Below are 18253 nucleotides of genomic sequence, written 5' to 3' on the forward strand. Positions count from 1 at the left end.
AGCCGCGCAGGCGACTACACCCGCAGCGCGTGCCTAAAATTGCAAAAACGGCTCACCCATGGCCTTCTGCACCAAACGTGAACGGGTATGCCAATACGCAGATATTGTCCGAGCGAGATCCAGCTCCGTCTTTAACACATCCAGCTGATAGCCGAGCTCTTCCATTAAGACCTGCGGATCTAGCCGTGCGGCCTCGGTAGCTGCACTCAAATGCCTTTTTTGCAGGGCCAAACTACGCTGCGCCATTTCAAAATCAAACACGCGCCCCTCGAGTTCCGCTTCTAAAGCACGTATATGCCTATGGTGGGCGGCCAAATGGCGTGCGCGGGTCGAAGCCAAACGTTCTGCCCGCAAGCGGTGTGCACGCGCACGGCTAGCTGAACGACCGCTATCCCAGATCTTCCACTCCACACCGAGCATAATTTCAGCGTTCGTACGTGTGATTGTCCCGTCAAAACGAGGCCCCTGGAGCTCATCTTGATAGACACGACTGCGCGCGACCACGCGAGGCCAACGCTCAGACTCTTCAATCTGAGCCATAGCATTCGCTCCATCGATCTCGCTCTCGACACGTTCCAAATCAGCGGGACGGCTCATGATGGTGTTCTTCTCCGTAGCCTTGACCTCAGTCAAACGATCCACTTTCCGAAATCGAATCTTCTCCGCGTCTCCTGCTTCTGGAATGTCGTTCATTCCGATAAACCCACTCAAATCCGCATGCAAGAGCCGTCGGCGTTGATCAGCATTGCGCGACTCTCCTTCGATCTGATATAGCCAAAGGGCCGCTTCTTCCACATCAAGAGCCGCGATACGACCACTATCTCCCAATGCTTCCAGCGTCTCCACTTGGTCTCGCAAGACGGGGAGCGCGCGCTCAAACGAATCGGCCATGGCATCTGCGGCGATCAGCTCGAAATACAACACACGCACCCGGAGTAGCCAAGCAGCGGAGTCGACACGTGCATCCAGTGTAACGCGTGATCCCTCAAGAGCTCCCAGTGCACGACGTGCTTCCATACCATCGGAGAAGCGAAAGAGCGTGCGCTCTCCATTCAGCTCCCATGTCACCCGTGCACGTTCGTCAAATTCTCCATCCTCTCGATTTTCAAGAATACCCGCCCCATAAACAAGTCCACTGACCTGTGTCCTATCGGCGGCATTTCCCGCATCGATCCAAGCTCGGCGTTCTTCTTCAATAGCCTCGATTCCCAATACTCTATTCGCAGCGATCCCCAAATAAGAACGAAGCCGCTCAAAATGCTCCTCGGGAAATACGGCTTCAGTGTCGAGTGCCCATGCAGATCCAAAAGACCCGAAAAGACATAACAAAACCCTGACTAATGGTTTGCTCATAAAACGAAAAACGCTGGCCCGCCGGAAAAACGATGACAAGGAATTATTACTTTGTGACCCCGATTGTCCGATCTTAAGAGGCTAACCTATTTATGTCGCATTTTCAGAGATTAAGCGGATTCGCAGCTACTGATGTAGGAAAAGAGCGCCCTAATAATGAAGATGCCCTCTTCCTCGGCATTGCTGGGGGATCTGATGTGACAGGAAAGAAGGTAGAGTTAGCAATTACTACGGAAAACCCGATCGTCATGGCAGCGGTAGCTGACGGGGTTGGCGGCAGTGCTGGAGGCGAAATCGCCAGCCAAATGGCACTCGACACCATCAACAAACAATTGAAGCAGTTTGGAGCGACATTCGATCAGGGAAACGCGGCGCCCCTCCTCGAAGAAGCGGCACTGGAAGCTCATTTTCAGATAAGGAAAGAAATCAGAAACAAGCCGGATTTGTTCGGTATGGCGACAACGCTATCCGCTATTATCATGTCATCACAGGGAGCTTGGCTGCTCCACGTCGGAGACAGTCGCTGCTATCGATTCCGCGACAAAGAGCTGGAACAGGTCAGTATGGACCACTCTCCGGTGGCAGCCCTGCTTAGAGAGGGAAAAATCTCTGAAGACGAAGCACTGAACCATCCATTGCAGAGTTATATCGATCAAGCCCTCGGAGGCGAAGATGACGACTTTCGACCTCAACCGGACGTAATCCCAATAGAGATGCAACCGGGAGATCGCTGGATGCTCTGCTCGGATGGCCTCTCCGATTCACTCTATCCGAAACAACTCAAAGCGCTGTTCAACGATCTCGCCAAAGAAGACTGCGCCACCATCGGCCAAGCACTCATCGATGCGGCTCTCAAGGCATCGGGTCACGATAACACCACCCTGGCAATCATCGACATACCTACACTGGCTCAAGGTTTGGTCCGATTGTTCAGGCGTTGAGATCGATCGCACACAACTTAGCCTCCCAATCCTCTGATGGGTGTTCACAACTGCGCGTTAAATTAACCTCTGACAGCGAATCTATGGGACCAAGTGAGCCCGCCTAGGGCTTGGGATTTGAGGGGTCCTTGCGGGGTGGGATTTTCATAAAAATACCCAATAATGCCCGATCCGGCCATTATAGGGTTGACTCTGAGGTGGGGACAAAAAATTAACCATATGCAGCAAAATATTGATAGTCAGTTATTTAGAGATATACTATACACACCTTTGCAGGCCGCGGTTCACCGCAGTAAATGCCAGAGACTTTGCCGTGAGCTTCCCGATCAGCAGTGGCTTCAAATGGGAATCGAGCGGGCATTGGGGCAACATCGCAGCGGGCGCAGTTTTCTTCAGCATTGGGCCATGACTGCGGACTACCCGGCAGTCCAGGTGACGGCCTTTTTTGCAACACTCAAAAGCCGCCGCCGCTTGTCCTTGGTTGAGGAAATTAATGCGCACGTTGCGCACAACATGCCCGCCCATCCTCACAGCCAGATCGACTCCCTTGAAGATTTATCTGGCATCGATGTGTATGCCGGTGACGGTCATTATCATGAGGCCAGCACGCACGAAAAACCGATCAAGGGCAAGCGCCGCGCAGTCGGTCATTTTTACACCCTCAATTATCGTATACGCGCAATGACTCATCTCACTGCGGCTGACTTGCAAGACGGGCGCAAGAAAAAGGAGCATGATCTCAGCGCGCTCAAGCGCCTCGATGCAGCCCAACTCAGACAGGGTGCAGGGACCGGCAGGCAAGTCCTCTATGTCTGGGACCGGGCGGTGATTGATTTCCGTTTTTGGGACAAGTGCAAGCAGACCTGCGGCGTCTATTTTTTGACCCGCACCAAGGAATCATTGAAAATCACTCAATACGGGAGCTTGGATTTTGATCCAGAGGATCCGGTCAATGCCGGGGTGCTCAAAGATCAGCTTGCAAGCTCTGAGACCAGCGGGAAGACGTTTAGATACATTGAATATCAGTGTCCAGTCAGCGGCACAATCTACGCGTTCATAACAAACCACATGCAGGTTCGGCTCGGTGTATTGGCCTGGTTGTATTTGCGACGCTGGGACATTGAGAAGACTTACGATACGTTCAAAAACAAGCTGGATGAGACAAAGGCATGGGCCAGCTCCCAAACCTCTAAATCGGTGCAAGCACAGTTTCTGTGTCTAGCGCACAACCTGACGGTTATTCTGGAGACGACGGTAGGGGTAGAGGATGTAAAAGAGACCCAGCGCCGCCACAAGCGCGACAAAGCAGCCCGGGCAAACTGCGAGAAGCACGGCCGGGCGTTCTCAAGTCTCCTGTTTCAAAACCCCTCCGAGCGGTCCCAATTATGTCTGAAGTTTATCCGATGGCTCCGACATCAACTCAGCGCCAATCAACTCATAGCGACCGCAATAGCCAGCCTCAAAGTGATCTACGCCCAACTTTAGCATGCTTATTGTGAACACCCATCCAATCCTCTTTAAACTCTTTAAAAGGACGGGGATATTTATGTAGACGGTTTAAAATAAAGGACGGACTTATATTTATAGACATTGTGGTGATTTTGTGATTTTTTCTAGAAATATGAGAACTAGACGGATCTATGGAGTAGCTGAGAGCGCGGTTTATCACTGCATGACGCGGACGGTTAATGGTGAGTTTTTCTTTGAGGATCGGGAGAAGGAAGTGATGCGTAAGATGTTGTGGCAGGTGGCTGGCTTTTCGGGAGTGGAGGTATTGGCTTATGCAGTGATGTCGAATCACATGCATGTATTGGTGCGGGTGTGTGGTGCTGCGAAACAGGTTTCAGACACGGAATTGTTGAGGCGGTATGCGCTCTTGTATCCGAAACCAACAGATCATCAGCCTATGGATTTGGCAGTCCTGAAGCAGGCTTTGGAGGTGAATTCTGAGGAGGGGCAGCGAATACGTCGGATACTTCAAGCGCGTATGGGGGATTTGTCCGAATTTATGAAAACGCTGAAACAGCGTTTCTCGATTTGGTTTAATCGTAGCCGGGGCCGGTATGGACCACTCTGGTGTGATCGATTCAAGAGCACCGTTATCGAAGATAACCCAGCTGTGCTGCGGACAGTTGCCGCCTATATAGATCTGAATCCGATACGGGCGAAGCTGGTAGATGATCCAAAAGACTATCGCTTCTGTGGCTATGCTGAAGCCTTAGCTGGTCAACATCAGCTCAAGACGGCTCTCTGTGCGATGACCCTTCATGATGATTTCTCGAAGGCACTCGCTGTGTATCGGACGGTCATCTTTGCCAAGGGCGTGGAGCCCAAGCGAAATGGGGAGGGAGCTGGTATCACCGAGAAGGCTTTTGATGAAGTAATGCATGCTGAAGGTGCCCTACCCTTGCCAGTTCTTCTGCGTCAACGCATTCGCTATTTTACTCAAGGTGCTGTAATTGGGTCTTCGTATTTTGTAGAGAAGCATATCGCCGCATGGACGGAGCTTATCGGTGATCGTAGGAAACGCTTACCTAAAGGTATGTCCGGTGAGGCAATGAGCGGACTGACAAGCTTTAAGCGACTGCGGAAGTCTTAGATTCAACAGATGGCGGTGACGAAGCACTGCCCTCCACAGGCCTTGTGTGATACATCTTGCACCTCCTTACACGCTCCTGTCGCATAATTCGGTTTGAATGAGAACATCGCAAGATGACCGAATACCGAGAACAAATTGCTCTAGAGCTCAGCAAGTAACTTGGCTAGAGCCACCGGATCGACCTTGCCGTTTCCCTGTAGCGGCAGTTTTTCGACCAAAACATAGTTTCGGGGCCACTTATAACGAGCCAGTGGCAAGGAAACATTATCGGGCTGAAATCCGTCCTCTGAAACAACCCATGCGACCACCCGCTCACCCCATTCTGCATCTACTTGTCCCACAACCAAAGCATCTATGACCGCAGGCAGTGACCTTAGAGCTGACTCTACCTCCAATGGGTTCACTTTCTCGCCTCCGGTAATGATGAGGCGGTCTACTCGACCCTGGATGCTAAGGCGGTCATCAGTGAGTGTCCCCAAGTCTCCACTCTGCCAGGGCGTGCCTGGGGCACATCGCGGCTGCCCGGCATAACCTAAGCAATTTGCTGGGCTGGTTATCAACAGTTGACCGTTCTCATCGGACTCGATGCTAACTCCCGGAAGCAAGCTACCTGCATTCACCTGACCCTGGCCGAACTGATCAGGCTCAAGGTAGCTCACCATCGCTGCTGTCTCCGTCGCTCCATAACAAGGAGCTAGGGCAAGTCCTACGTCGCGAGCGGCTTCCAAGAGCACCGAGTCGACGGGACCCCCTCCGATGAAGACGATGTCAAAGGCATGGTACGCCGATGTTTCACCCGCATCCAGAATGCGCTTGAGCTGGGTACCCACGATCGAAGTCGTCCATACCCCTTGCAAGTTTTCCGGCCGAGTCGCAACCTCATTCCCAAACCGAACACTTCCACCGCTCACAACAGCACGCACCACTGGCATCAATCCACTGACATGAGCTAAAGGAAGATGAATCCAACTTCCAATCGGCATGCCGAGGCGTGCAAACAATGCATCGGCGGCGGCTTTTAGGGTGTCCCACGTGTGCCGCGCGCATTTAATCTGACCCGAGCTCCCCCCAGTCGGAATCAATATGTCACCGGGTTCGCCAAAGGAAAAATCCGCTTCTACCTGTTCCTCCAGAGCATCTTTCTCCGTGTTCGACCAACGCGGTGGGACGAGCCAAAGCTTCTCCTTTTTTTCTAAGCCCGCAGCGAGTCGACCAAGAAATAGGACGGGGTCTGTCTCTTGAATCCATGACGCACGCGGGCCGATCTCAGGATCGGCACCGAGACATCGCGCCACGTGCAAAGCGTATCGGGGGCGATCTGCTTCAGAAATAATCCAACTAAACGACTCGATGAAGTTCATCGGGGGCTCCGTCTTCAATCTGCCGCCTGATCCGATTCACTCGGAACGTGACAGGGGATCAGCGCTGCATCTTTCATTCCGTGGATTATCTTTTTATCAGCAGGACAGAATGTTGCCAATATTCCGGTCAATTTAGCCTGGGCGAACTCTTCATCGGTCACGAAGTAGTAAGGGCACAAACGAACGCGGCCCTGCATCTCGTAGATTTCTCCCGAGTCATTATAGACTGGATGGCGCAGTCGTGATGGTTTGCGATATTCTTGAAGGATGTAAAGCGACTCGCTCGCGATTTCTACGGCTTGCTTTACGGACTCTTCCCACTCCTCGCGGGAGCAATCGCTGCCCAAGACAACACTCCGCGCACCCCAAGCTTCCTCATGAAAGCCCGACAATTTGAGAATCAGGTTACGCTCCTTTTGAGAAGCTTCGGCCAGCTGTTCCCACCTGTTTATGGCCTTACCTCCGACTGGCGGTCCGTCCAAAACCGCACCTGGCGGCAAGTCAACGGGATCAACAATCCAGCTCTGAGGAATTATCTTCTTGAGAAGCTTATAGTCTTTTTTGGGCAGGGCTTCTTTCCAGTAATCCTCGAGTAGGTGATGATGAAACAGCGCCAGATTGAGTTTTTCCTCCTGAAATGTCCGCATCGGGGGCGTGACCTTGATGAGATGTTCACGACGCATTTTTAGGAGAAATGGAGCGACCGATACGTTCGGCAGGTCGAAAAGCTCCCAAAACCGGTAGATAAGGTCGACCTCTTGGGGGTTTCCGTCGATGTCGACGCACATGCTTTCGCCTAAAGGCATCAGATCCTCAGGATGGAACACAAAGACGCGGTGACCCTCGCGCTGATACTGCTCGGCGAGCCAATCCATTTCTGGACGATAGGTGGCCGCTTCTTCTGAGACCACAATGGCTATGAACGGGTTATGCTTGTCCGGACACCCAGCCTTAAGCGCTTGATAAAATGCGTCCCGGATCGATGTGTTCGATCCGATGAGCGTCTCTGCAAAACCTTCGCTGTAGAGCTGATTCAGGTAGGCGGTCAGACCAATACCTCCGGGCACGGAGTCCATTTCCGTCAGCACAAAGCCATCGTCGGTCCAAAGGAGGTCCGGCCGGATAACACGGGGCAACTGGCCTTTGAGCTCTTTGTCTGTGGCGTGCTCGACAAGCTCTGTTGGTTTTCCCCGCTCCAGGTAATCCGCCACCCAACGAGCTTCAAGCCGCCGGTTGCGCAAGAGGTTTTTACCCTGGCGAGACTTCAAATAAAGATTTTCCAGGGCTCCGTAGAATGCCAGACAAGCGGTCCCAATTTTTTCAATCTCATCAGCCTGTCGCTGACTGAGTCGGAAGGGTTCGGGAGAAATCCGCCAAGTTTTGTCCTCAAAAAGCTCCTGATCGTCAAAGGCCTGTTCCAGATACGCGTGATCCATCGATCAATCCTCCATCTGGATATCTTTATTGCGTGAGCGCGGCTTTCCGGCGCGCAGCCAACTATGGATAAATTTCTCAAGATCTCCGTCCATCACTCCCTGGACATTGCCATTGTCCACCCCTGTCCGCAAGTCCTTCACCATTTGATACGGTTGAAACACATACGAGCGGATTTGGTTGCCCCAGCCGATCTCACCCTTGTCGCCATAATATTTCTCCAGTTCCGAGCGCTTCTCGTCCTGGATTTTTTCATAGACTCTAGACTTCAGCATTTTCATGGCCGTGGCTTTATTCTTATGCTGAGAACGCTCGTTTTGGCAGGCCACCACGATGTTGGTGGGTAAATGAGTGATGCGGATGGCAGATTCAGTCTTATTGACATGCTGGCCGCCTTTGCCGGATGCCCGATACGTGTCGATACGAAGATCCTCAGGGCGAATGTCTACTTCAATGTCGTCATCGAGCTCAGCGATCACGTCGACTGCACAAAATGACGTATGACGGCGTTTATTACTGTCAAAAGGGCTAATGCGCACGAGCCGATGCACCCCCCGTTCAGCCCGAGCATAGCCGTAAGCATTCACGCCTGCCACGCGTAATTCTGCTTTGGAAATACCTGCCTCTTCACCCGGGACCAGGTCAAGGATCTCGACTCCATAGCCCTGACGTTCCCCCCAGCGTGTATACATACGCAGGAGCATATCCGCCCAATCGCATGACTCGGTACCCCCTGCCCCGGCATTAATGCTCACAATGGCATTACACTTGTCCATTGGCTCGTCCAAGAAACTGGCGATTTCCAGGGCGTCGATCTGATCAAATAATTCGGCAGCTAGGGTATTTGCTTCCTCTGCCATCATTTCGGCTTCGTCGGGATCCGACTCCTCAACGAGCTCCTCCATAGTCTGATACTCGTCGATTTTATCTTGGTAATCGACAAGCGGCTTGATGGCGCTCTTCAGAGTATTGGCCTCGCTGATGATGGCTTGGGAGGCGTTTTGATCGTCCCAGAAACCTGGATCTGCCATTTTCGCATCCAGCTCGCCGATGCGCGTCTTCTTGTTATCGACGTCAAAGATACCTCCAGAGGTGTCCGGCACGACGCACGATTTCTTCCATCTGGGAGCGAGTTTCAGGCGTAATCATAAGCGCCCGATAAGGCGGAAGTTTAGGTGGATTTTCAACTCCTTTTGCAGAAACTGATCTCCAGCATCTGCTCAGGTGCTGCATGCCAAGCGCGGCGCAAAGCGTCATTATCCTGAAACTCAATTCCTTTCACGAAACGATAAGGCACGGAGAACGATTGTTCGCTGCCTTGGAAAGGTAATGGATCAAGATGGAAGCGATGTTCACCCAGGTGCTCACAGCGGACTTTCGTCTTAGAGCCGTCGGCCATCGGATGCTCATGCTGGAGAAAGATCGGCTCTTGATAACCCACACATGCAATGAGGGAAAGGCTGTCGCAGGCTTGGAGAAATTCAAAGCCCCATTGTAGGGCTTCCGGCGTCGCATTTGCTGTAAGTTTCGGATCAGTAGAGCACGCTTCAATCCACGCGACACGTCGTGCTGTTTGCTCTTTCAAGAAGGTGTCGAGCTGCCCGGCTTGATCCTCGGTAAGCGTGGCGGGATCGACATGGGCGGTCAGCAAATTATGCGTGTGCATCGAGACCAGTATCGCGGAATAAGCGGCATGCTCTGCTACTTTTTCCGCCGCCGCACCCCGCACCGCCAGATAATCAGCCATATCGATTTCTTCAAAGGAATCATAGGTGCCAACAAGCTCCTTGGAAAATGCGCTGGGCAGCCCTTCACGTGTCACAAAGGGATCGGCATCGCGCACAGCCCAGGCATCGTCGTGGTGAGTCACACCCAAGTTCACAAGATCGATTGGCTCCGGGTGGAGAAAGGTTTCGTTGCCCCAAGCCGCAGCAAAATGGCCGGCCAATTTTCCGTGCGCTGGGTGGGTAATGAGGATCCACCCATTATCTTTCTCTAGTCTAAGCATTGTCTGGGGATGATAGCGGAAACCGTGCAGGAATGGACTAAATTTCTGATCTGCCAATGAACAACGAATGATTTTTCGAGATAATTATCCGCAGATTGAACAGATTCACGCAGATGAGAATTTATAATTCCTGGAATGTCCTGGCGGCTACGAAGCGCCGCCCTCCAGGGGGCTGATATGCCCGTGTCGAAGAACATACCGAGACGCAGCACTCAAAAAAATTCGCGTGTATTCGCGGATCCATGAATCCTCTCCTAAAGGATCCGATAAGCTCACCACCTAGTGTTCAACGATCCAAGCCGAGATTTCCGCGAGCGCTGTAGCTTTTAGGGAAGAAATCCGCGAATGCACGCCAATGAACGCGAATCTTTTGGCGGAGGCTGCAGCCAGTGCGCTTCTGATTGGATCGATCGAGATCCTTCCGAAGGTCACCAGAGTATTGGTATATAATTTATATTGATCCCTCGAACCTCTCAGCTTTCTAAAAGCTTACAGCTCCTAAAAATTAGCGTGCATTCGCGTTTATTAGCGGACTCCAAAAAAAGAAGACCCGCCGTGCAAGGCGAGTCTTCTGAGGAATGTTTGGGTTAAAGACTGGGAGGAGTCTAATCAGGCAGCATCCACCTTGGGCAGATCGGCTGGGATGTCTATGGAATGGGTTTGTTTCCGTTTCACCCGGTCCAGGCGAGAAGCCCGGCGCAATTGCCGATCCATCTTTTGGACCATCAAATCGATTGATTTGTAGAGGTCCTCAGATTTTGCAGACACGACGATCGTCGGGCCACGGCGCTCCAGCAAGCATTTGGCTACATGTTGATCGTCCGATTTCTTGTTTTTCTCGAGGTCGAGCTCCACACGCAGACGAATAATCCGGTTTTCGTGCTGGTATAGTTTCTCAACCTTTTGAATTACGATGTTCTTGATAGAATCTGTCAGGTCTAGGTGGTTTCCTGAGATAATGACATCGTGTTGCTTCATGCTGGTTTCCTTTCTCTTATTGTGGTGAACATGTGTATCAACCGGAGACACACACAAAATGATATCGCTTGAAAAAACTTTGGAAGCCTTCGGCTCCGCAATAATCACTGGAGCCTCTTCGGGCATTGGACGTGCCCTTCTTGATGAGCTTGTGGCAGCTGATCCTGGTTTTAAAGTGTGGACCATTTCTCGAACTAAACCCGAAATTAGAACTTGGGTTCCCGCTGTCCAACATATTTCGGCGGATTTGAGTGATCCAGAAGTAGTTAAACGCGCTTTTTACAGCCTGGCTAATAGCGATGATTTTCAAAGTAATTCGAATCCGGTTCTGCTGATAAATAACGCCGGCTTCGGGGTATACGGTCGGTTCGATGCATCACAGCTTGAGCGCAGTCTCTCGATGATCGATCTAAACATCCGCGCACTCGTCCAAGGCACGGGCATACTTTGGGAGACTCTCCAAAAACGCGGCGGCGCTGTCGTCAATATCGCCTCCACAGCGAGTTTTCAACCGAGCCCTCACATGGCAGCTTACGGTGCCACAAAAGCCTTTGTCCTCAATTGGACCACCGCGCTTCACGAGGAACTGCGTCAATCCGGAGCCTACCCCAGAACGCGCGCCCTCTGCGTCTGTCCTGGCCCTACAGAAACTAATTTTTTCTCAGCCGCCGGTCTGGCAGGCGGCGCCCCAGAGTCCACTAAATTTCTCAACGAAACCTCATCCGACGTCGCCGCCACTGTCTGGAAGGCATTAGCAAAAAAGAGAGGCCCCATCGTCGTCTCTGGCTGGAAGAATAAACTCCTCACCAGCCTAGCGAGCCCTTTCCCAACGGCCCTCAAAGCACGGGTGGCAGCCGCAGTCCTAAAGGCTTGGCGAGCAGATAATTAGAGAGAGGCGCTGCAGGCCATCTTAAATCTCAACTTCAGTCTGCCCGAAATTTTTTGGCGTCTTCGAGCACCTTCATCGCGTTTTTGTCAGAGCTATCTGCGATAATCACAGTGTTACCGCGACGATAGCTTTCTACTTCTAGACCGAGTTCTTCGGATAATTCCTGGGAAGTCGGAAACGGGCCTGTGGTCAGCATCGGACTGCGATAGTCGTAAACGAATCCATTGGCACCACGAACAACGTCGGAATCCCCATCGCTGAGTTGGCCATTTTCCCTGAGGAAACTCCTGAGAACCCGGTGAAAGAGTTGGCCCCCATACACTTTCAACTGCAGGCGGATTCCGCGTTGCGCCATCGTTTTGGCTGAGTCTAAAAACTCGACGAGCGCCTTTTGCTGCGACAATTTTTCCGCCGCAACGATGATCGCCTTTTCGATGGCTACATCTTTTGAAGGGTCCATGGTCGCTGCGGAGAATCTAAAGTTTTTGGTATTTCCCTCGCTGGAGAAGGTTTCGATGAGCTGTCCCTGGCTGATGGTGGCACTCGCCTTCCAGAGGTCGTTGTCAGCATTCTCTACGCGGAGGCTCATGCGTCCGGCAAATAACAGATCTATATCCTGATCAGACACCGCATTTTTTTTGAGGATGGAGACCGAACGCTGATAGTGATCGCCGAATGTTCTTTCCGGGTAGCGCTGAGCATACTCGGTCGCTGCCGTGTCAATCAGGTCGTAAATATCCGTCTTCACGGTAATCTCATCCACTCGATTAAACGCGATGGCCACCGCGCTGGACACTTGGGCATCTAGGTCCTCCAATTCGATCTCACTCATCCCTGGCAGGCCTTCGACCACAAAATAGAAACCCGCCTCATAGTTAATCTCCGCAGATGGCGACCCTTGCTCAGCAACCACCGGACTCGATTGAGCGACTTCGATGACTGGTTCTTCAAGCAATTCAAAGATCGGGCCGTTCAAGAAAATTTCCGTGCACAAGTTTGCCAATGCTGTGTAGCTCCTTGCTTCGGGAAACTCAGAAAGTGCCTTCGGCGCATAAGACTCCACATCGATAGAAAGCTTCTTGGCTGGAGCGTCTGCGGGATGCACGGTCAGAATGGCCCGCTGCGCAAAATTATCGAGGTTGTGACTTCCCCCGCCACGCTTGAACACATTTCCAAATTCGAAGGCTGCCTCGTTGCGCACGTCACCAAATTTAAACACTACCAGGGGCATATCGCTCTCGACAAAATTATACTCTGCATCGTCTCCCGGGATGAAGGCCTCGGCAGCCATGAGATTTACTCCAAAGATGGCGGCTTCTAGGCGGTCACGATCAATCTCCATCGGCGGCAATACAGGCATGTGCTTGGAATGCGCTGCCGCCAATAAAGCCTCCATGAATCGCTCCATTTTACCCACATCGCTGATTCCCATCCGATAACGCTCATCGACGCTAGCTGCCAGAATCCGCAAAGCATCTCTGTAGCTGAGCGATTCGTTCTCGACGACTGGAAACACCTGATCTACCACACGCTGGATCGTCGCTTCTTGCCTCAACACACCGGAAAGTTCTGATAAGAGCTCCGTGGGGTCAGCTTTTTTACCCAGCGAAGGGCGCAGCATGATAGGTAAGTTGGCCAACAGTTTTTGAGAGCGTGTGGAAATAAATAGCAGGTCAAAGAAGACCCAATTTTCATCTTTCACCGCGTGCGTGCCATTCGTGAAATTGGCTTCATCTCGAAAGAAATAGGCGCCCTGATAGTTTAAGAAAACCATGACACCACGCTCTTTTTCGATCTCGCGAAAAGCTACATCAGACCGCGACGCTCGATCGGCCTCTTCCCAATTGGAGAAGTCAGAATAGAGATAATCGAATTCATATGAAATGGGTGCCGCTTCCAGTTCTCGGAAGAGCACATCTATTGTCTTTCCCGCGATTTCATCGTCTTTCTGAGCCGCTTCAAAAAATGCCCGATCCCAGGCGCTCATTTCATTCTCACGGAGGGTAGTCGTCATCCCGCCGAAGGTAAAGAGGGGGTGATAGTCCACCCCTTCGGCATCTGATGTTTCGGAGTCGCTTAAGAAGAGTTCAAAATCATCTAGATCACTTGTCTGGGCGAGGAGCCCATGGGTGAACAGAAGAAGACAAAACGGAAGTGTGCGCACAGCTAATTGGCTCATAGGATAGGGATAGGTTATTCTACTGATTTAGGGCTACCTCTTGTGATTTCTCCAATACAATGGATTCCACCTGTCGCAGGAGGTTTATGCTAGCGTTGATCCGGTTGGGTAGTTGCTTGTGGCGTTGTATGAGCGCCGCAGCTCCCGCATCATACCATTTTTTGCGATCGACAAAGCTGTCCAAGGTCTTGATCCGGACCGATGAATCTGAGGCAAATTCTCCAGAAACCGTCTCGTCCAGCAGTTTGCTGTAAACGGATATGGATTCTGTTGCGATCTCTTCATTCCAGTATTCGTCAGAAACATACTGGATCAGCTCCGCATAGGGGCCGCGCGCGTCAATGAGTCTTTGATGCTCCTCATCAACAAAGAGCGTATACTTGCGCTCTAGCTCAGTAATCGTAGTTGCAAGGCCCAGAGCCAAGGCATTCCAGTCTTTGACCTTACCCAAGTCCTTGGTGCGCAATTTCTCGATGTCTTTGAACAGCTTTGTCTGTGATTTTTCGAGACTGCCCACGACTGACAACCAATCTGCGAACGGTCCCCTGCGCCCAGATTTAACGGGCGTCCCAGAACTCCAGGCAGCGATAAGGTCTGCTTCGAGAGTAGATTGATCACTGGGTTTCTTGCGTGCATTTTTGATGATCTCCAAAAGGGCATTGGTGCCTCTATTAACCGCTCGCAAGTTAGCTGAGGAGTCAGCGATGGCGAGATAGAGTGCTTTCTCTCTCGCCGCCAAATCATCGATGAATGTGCTCCGCCGGACGCGCCCGTCTGTCAAAGCTTGCCTTAATTCTTCAAGATCGGGAACCGCGGCAATCCAATCATTTTCTGGACGGCTCTTATGCCAAGCATCCAGGGCATCCGCAAATAATGGAGTGATCGGCTCTACATGAGCGGTTTCCCGGGGACGCACGACTTCAACCGCTGGTTCAAATGAAGCCAACTGCGCTGACATATCTCTGGGAGACATACCTGCTAACGAGAGGTGCTTACTTAAGGCACGCCCTCGACTTATTATCTTTTTAGCCAAGTCGTGCTCACGATCCAAGTCCTTCGCAAAGGCGGCGATTTGAACGGTGAGCAGTTCAAACTTTTCAGGTTCTTCGACTGCGACCAGCTTTTTCATCCAGTCTTCCTGGTCTTCGAGAAGTTCACGCCAGTCCTTCAAACGTTTTATTTCCCCATCTAATCCATCGATAAGTGCTGAAAAACTCTCTGCCACACGCTGTGCATCGGCTTGGATCAACACAGCCTCACTCTCAATCCAGCCCCTCGCAGACCGGAGAGTCGGCGAGAAGCGAATACTTAATGGATCCTTTTTGACTGCGCGCTCTATTGACTTCGAATCCGTTTTTATCGCTGTCTGGAGTGCCGCAATCCGCTTCGCATAGGTATCTACACGATCGAAAGCGTCCAGGATTGATTCGCTCCCAAAGTGTTCCAGAGCCGGCGGTGTCGGTGCATCGGATTCCGCCCCGACTGAGTCTGAAACTTCAAAGGAGAGTTTCCCAATCTCAGATCGTGCCTGCACGAGCAGCGCTTCACTCTGACTTAACAGAAAAGCGGTGTCGTTCAAAAGAGCCACGACATCGGCCTTTGTTGGATAGACCCCTACGAGTTTGTAATCAGCGGCTGTCAAATTGGCCAATAAGATGCCGTCCAGCTGTCCCGGCTTTATACCGGGCCGTGCAATGGATTTGCTGGCTAGGTCGAGTTCATCTTTTGCAATTTGATACTCCTCAATCTCTTCCTTCAAGAAGTCGCTCATGAAGTCATCTGTAGACGCGTCGACCACGGTCGCTTCTGAGACGGATTCAGACTTCTGGAGCATCGCCGCTTCATTTTCGACTTCGGCTTCCTTGAGAGCGATTGCGTCGAAGGTCGCCTCCAAAGACTTAGACGCACGATCCATCGAGACACCGCTCGTGCGCACCTTGGCTGCCGCCTGGTTCGCTTCCATCTTAAATTTCCGATACACTGGAACCCGCTCTTTGTATTCAGACGTGGCCTTAAAGAGGCGATTGGCATTCTGGATCGCCTCAAACACACGTGGGTCACTCGTCGGGTCATCCACCAGGCGCTCCACTAATACGACCTTCCCCACAATCTTTGCATACTCACTGGCGAGCTTTACGGTGCTCCCACGGTAAGCACGTTCAGAGTCATTAAATAAGCTCAACGCATTCAAGATTTGCTCTCTGAAGATCGCCGAATGACTTTCGAAAGCTGCTTTGCTGCGCTCAATTTGAGTCAAATATAGATCCCGGTTTCCGCTATCGCCCAATGACTCAATAAGCTCCTCATAGGTTTCGATCAACTGGGCTTGGGCAGTCATGATGCCTTCACTTTGTTGCCTCGCCTGCAAAACAATCGCTCCCAAGGAATCTGATGCCTCGATTTTCTCCCATTTAGAAAACGCAATTTGCTCACCTAAATCATCGGTGAGATTTTTAAGTAAGCCAGAAGTTCTAAGAGCCTGATTATACTCTGAAATAAGAGCCCTTTGGATATACATCGACTGGTTATAATGACCCAGGCTTTCTGACATCATCGTCTGGGCCGAATTCACCTCATCTTCCACCTCATCGATATTGTCGAGCAAGGTGAGGATCGTCAGCGCAATCTCAGTCTTACCAAAGCCACCAGAGGAACCCAGAGTCTGCATCAACGATTTGCTTTTAAGCTGCGCCTCATCTGCACTACCAGCTTCCTTCTCCTTTGAGTCGCCGCCCACTAGCTTCTCTAAGCCCAAGATACCGTGGGCCGAAGGCGAAGAAATCGCCAATAATAGGCAAGCGACTGCACCATACAGGGCTCGCAACCAAATTTTGTTACAGTTCTTCATCATTGAATTCTTTTTTGGAGCTCCGTTGCTATAAGCGCGGATAATTCCCGCAGTGCTTCGCTCTCGTAAGTGCTCCCATCCGGTGTCAACTCATCTCCATTGACTGCAAACTCCTCTGTCACCTGAAAAGGCTCAAAAGCAGGATTACCTTCAAATACCACGAAAGCCGATGCCTTTTGATAGCCGAATGTGTCGCCAAAACGTATGCCTTCCGGTGGAGCCAATTCGACCGTGAGTGTCCCATCCATCTCAGAGACTTTGAGCCGGGTTTCGACCAGCTGCTTAAGTAAATCGATTGAAACTTGGGCGATCGGGAAAGCCCCCGACGCGCCGGTAACTTCCACCGCGAAAAACCGTTCGCTTGCTTCAGAAGGCGGTGGGGATGGATCAAGCTCAGCCTGGCTTAAAACTACCCCAATCACAATCGCAATCACCCCTATCGCCAAAACAAATGCCGTCATCAAATAGCGCTGCAATCTGATTATCTTCTCTCTCAGTGACTCAACTTCAAGATTGAGGTCACGAATCCTGTTTCGAGTGTCATCAAGGTCGGTAAGCTTATTGCGGATTTTATTTCTAAACTTACTGCGGATCGAGGCACGATACTCTCTCTGAAGCTTCTGTTTTTCTTCAGATTCTTCTGGCGACGGGTCGTAGGGAAAGTCTTCAGGGCATATAAAAATATAGAGACGCTTATTGAGCGTATTGGCAATCTGGGCCTCCATCTGCGTGTACGACTGTCGCGTCGCCGAATCGGGGAGGCCATCGAGGTCTGGCTCTGCACCGTAGTGCATACCGACCACGTGAATCATAACATCACATCCACTGATTTTCTCGATGAGCATGTCACTGACCGAGCGATAATCGGGGGCAAAATCATCCTGTTCGATCGGCACATGATGCTTCACCCGCAACGCTTTGTAGATCACATCACGCACCGACGAGAGATCCGCGCTTGTAGCGGAGATAAACACTCGAATCGAGTCATCGCGGGAAACTTTTTTCATTAATCCTAGCCTTAGTTGAAAAACAATCCTTGAACGCTACCAAAAACGACAGCGAGTCCATCGGTTTCTTTACATATTTTAATTCTATACCCGGAAAGCATAAGTCACACCGACGGCAAAGAATAAAATGATTTCTCATCTTAGGCCGATATTATAAGGAATAAATATTGAACGAATAACCTCAAGTGTCGTTCCAAGCGCCGCGACAATGCTGGGCCTAAAGCCTTTTGCGAAATGAACCGTCCCAACTGACAAGAGAAGCCTTTTGGAAACGTTATCGAGTCACCGGAAAAATTAGAAAAACAAAACCCCTAAGCCTCAGCAGCTTAGGGGTTTAAATGGAGCCTCCTGACGGGATCGAACCGACGACCTGATGATTACAAATCAACTGCTCTACCAGCTGAGCTAAGGAGGCGTTTAAAAATATGGTAGGCGACCGGGGACTCGAACCCCGAACCAATTGATTAAGAGTCAACTGCTCTACCGATTGAGCTAGTCGCCCAGAAGCGAAAGTGAAGAAAGAGACAGAGGTATACCAGTGAATCAAGAAAAATCTATTTGGGGAACACGCATGGGGCCTAATTGAGGGGACGGGGAGTTCTTTGCACTGGATATACAACGATCACCGTAAAAGAGAGGAGCTATTACTCGCTATC

The 18253-nt window shown here is 51.2% G+C and carries 13 protein-coding genes and 2 tRNA genes; 4 read left to right on the forward strand and 11 right to left on the reverse strand.

The genetic code is table 11. From position 1 onward, the window contains the following. Window positions 1-33 precede the first annotated feature (33 nt). Window positions 34-1353 (reverse strand): TolC family protein, encoded by a 1320-nt coding sequence (locus HRU10_07765; GenBank protein NRA27129.1) that lies wholly within the window; start codon window positions 1351-1353, stop codon window positions 34-36. Window positions 1354-1445: 92 nt separating this feature from the next. Between HRU10_07765 and HRU10_07770 the strand changes: the two genes are divergently transcribed. From HRU10_07770 to HRU10_07780, 3 genes are all read left to right on the forward strand, one after another. Continuing rightward, window positions 1446-2294, forward strand: a complete 849-nt coding sequence (locus tag HRU10_07770) for a serine/threonine-protein phosphatase (protein NRA27130.1) — start codon at window positions 1446-1448, stop codon at window positions 2292-2294. Between the two features lie 219 nt (window positions 2295-2513). Beyond that, entirely contained in the window at window positions 2514-3779 is a 1266-nt protein-coding gene (locus tag HRU10_07775; GenBank protein NRA27131.1) for a hypothetical protein, read from the forward strand. A gap of 136 nt (window positions 3780-3915) precedes the next feature. Further along, window positions 3916-4893: a transposase gene (locus tag HRU10_07780; GenBank protein ID NRA27132.1), complete on the forward strand. Its 978-nt coding sequence runs from the start codon at window positions 3916-3918 to the stop codon at window positions 4891-4893. Between the two features lie 140 nt (window positions 4894-5033). Here HRU10_07780 and HRU10_07785 read toward each other — a convergent pair whose 3' ends face one another. From HRU10_07785 to raiA, 5 genes are all read right to left on the reverse strand, one after another. Continuing rightward, window positions 5034-6254 carry an AMP-binding protein gene (locus HRU10_07785; protein ID NRA27133.1) on the reverse strand — a complete coding sequence of 407 codons (1221 nt, stop codon included), beginning with the start codon at window positions 6252-6254 and terminating at the stop codon, window positions 5034-5036. Between the two features lie 14 nt (window positions 6255-6268). Beyond that, window positions 6269-7690 (reverse strand): hypothetical protein, encoded by a 1422-nt coding sequence (locus tag HRU10_07790; GenBank protein ID NRA27134.1) that lies wholly within the window; start codon window positions 7688-7690, stop codon window positions 6269-6271. A 3-nt stretch (window positions 7691-7693) separates the two neighbouring features. Then, entirely contained in the window at window positions 7694-8827 is a 1134-nt protein-coding gene (locus HRU10_07795; GenBank protein ID NRA27135.1) for a peptide chain release factor 2, read from the reverse strand. A 44-nt stretch (window positions 8828-8871) separates the two neighbouring features. Then, on the reverse strand, window positions 8872-9696 hold the full coding sequence (locus HRU10_07800) for a DUF3891 family protein (protein NRA27136.1): 825 nt from the start codon (window positions 9694-9696) through the stop codon (window positions 8872-8874). 609 nt (window positions 9697-10305) lie between these two features. After that, a complete protein-coding gene (raiA, locus tag HRU10_07805; GenBank protein ID NRA27137.1) occupies window positions 10306-10674 on the reverse strand; it encodes a ribosome-associated translation inhibitor RaiA in 369 nt (122 codons plus the stop codon). Window positions 10675-10732: 58 nt separating this feature from the next. Between raiA and HRU10_07810 the strand changes: the two genes are divergently transcribed. After that, window positions 10733-11563, forward strand: coding sequence for an SDR family NAD(P)-dependent oxidoreductase (locus HRU10_07810; protein ID NRA27138.1), 831 nt, complete (start codon window positions 10733-10735; stop codon window positions 11561-11563). A 34-nt stretch (window positions 11564-11597) separates the two neighbouring features. Here HRU10_07810 and HRU10_07815 read toward each other — a convergent pair whose 3' ends face one another. From HRU10_07815 to HRU10_07835, 5 genes are all read right to left on the reverse strand, one after another. Then, a complete protein-coding gene (locus tag HRU10_07815) occupies window positions 11598-13742 on the reverse strand; it encodes a hypothetical protein (GenBank protein ID NRA27139.1) in 2145 nt (714 codons plus the stop codon). Between the two features lie 19 nt (window positions 13743-13761). Further along, entirely contained in the window at window positions 13762-16593 is a 2832-nt protein-coding gene (locus tag HRU10_07820) for a hypothetical protein (GenBank protein ID NRA27140.1), read from the reverse strand. Next, complete coding sequence (locus HRU10_07825) at window positions 16590-17597, reverse strand: DUF4062 domain-containing protein (protein NRA27141.1); 1008 nt, start codon at window positions 17595-17597, stop codon at window positions 16590-16592. Before HRU10_07825 ends, HRU10_07820 begins: the two co-directional genes overlap by 4 nt. A gap of 339 nt (window positions 17598-17936) precedes the next feature. Then, window positions 17937-18012, reverse strand: a tRNA-Thr gene (locus tag HRU10_07830). 11 nt (window positions 18013-18023) lie between these two features. Beyond that, a tRNA-Lys gene (locus HRU10_07835) sits at window positions 18024-18099 on the reverse strand. Between the last annotated feature and the right edge of the window lie 154 nt (window positions 18100-18253).

The sequence above is a fragment of the Opitutales bacterium genome (assembly GCA_013215165.1).
Lineage (GTDB): Bacteria > Verrucomicrobiota > Verrucomicrobiia > Opitutales > JABSRG01 > JABSRG01.

Bases quoted from the DNA above. Each gene is read 5' to 3' on its own strand.
- HRU10_07815 (NRA27139.1), bottom strand. From the start codon at position 13,742: ATGAGCCAATTAGCTGTGCGCACACTTCCGTTTTGTCTTCTTCTGTTC.
- HRU10_07770 (NRA27130.1), top strand. From the start codon at position 1,446: ATGTCGCATTTTCAGAGATTAAGCGGATTCGCAGCTACTGATGTAGGA.
- raiA (NRA27137.1), bottom strand. From the start codon at position 10,674: ATGAAGCAACACGATGTCATTATCTCAGGAAACCACCTAGACCTGACA.
- HRU10_07785 (NRA27133.1), bottom strand. From the start codon at position 6,254: ATGAACTTCATCGAGTCGTTTAGTTGGATTATTTCTGAAGCAGATCGC.
- HRU10_07765 (NRA27129.1), bottom strand. From the start codon at position 1,353: ATGAGCAAACCATTAGTCAGGGTTTTGTTATGTCTTTTCGGGTCTTTT.
- HRU10_07800 (NRA27136.1), bottom strand. From the start codon at position 9,696: ATGCTTAGACTAGAGAAAGATAATGGGTGGATCCTCATTACCCACCCA.
- HRU10_07820 (NRA27140.1), bottom strand. From the start codon at position 16,593: ATGATGAAGAACTGTAACAAAATTTGGTTGCGAGCCCTGTATGGTGCA.
- HRU10_07810 (NRA27138.1), top strand. From the start codon at position 10,733: ATGATATCGCTTGAAAAAACTTTGGAAGCCTTCGGCTCCGCAATAATC.
- HRU10_07825 (NRA27141.1), bottom strand. From the start codon at position 17,597: ATGAAAAAAGTTTCCCGCGATGACTCGATTCGAGTGTTTATCTCCGCT.
- HRU10_07790 (NRA27134.1), bottom strand. From the start codon at position 7,690: ATGGATCACGCGTATCTGGAACAGGCCTTTGACGATCAGGAGCTTTTT.
- HRU10_07775 (NRA27131.1), top strand. From the start codon at position 2,514: ATGCAGCAAAATATTGATAGTCAGTTATTTAGAGATATACTATACACA.
- HRU10_07780 (NRA27132.1), top strand. From the start codon at position 3,916: ATGAGAACTAGACGGATCTATGGAGTAGCTGAGAGCGCGGTTTATCAC.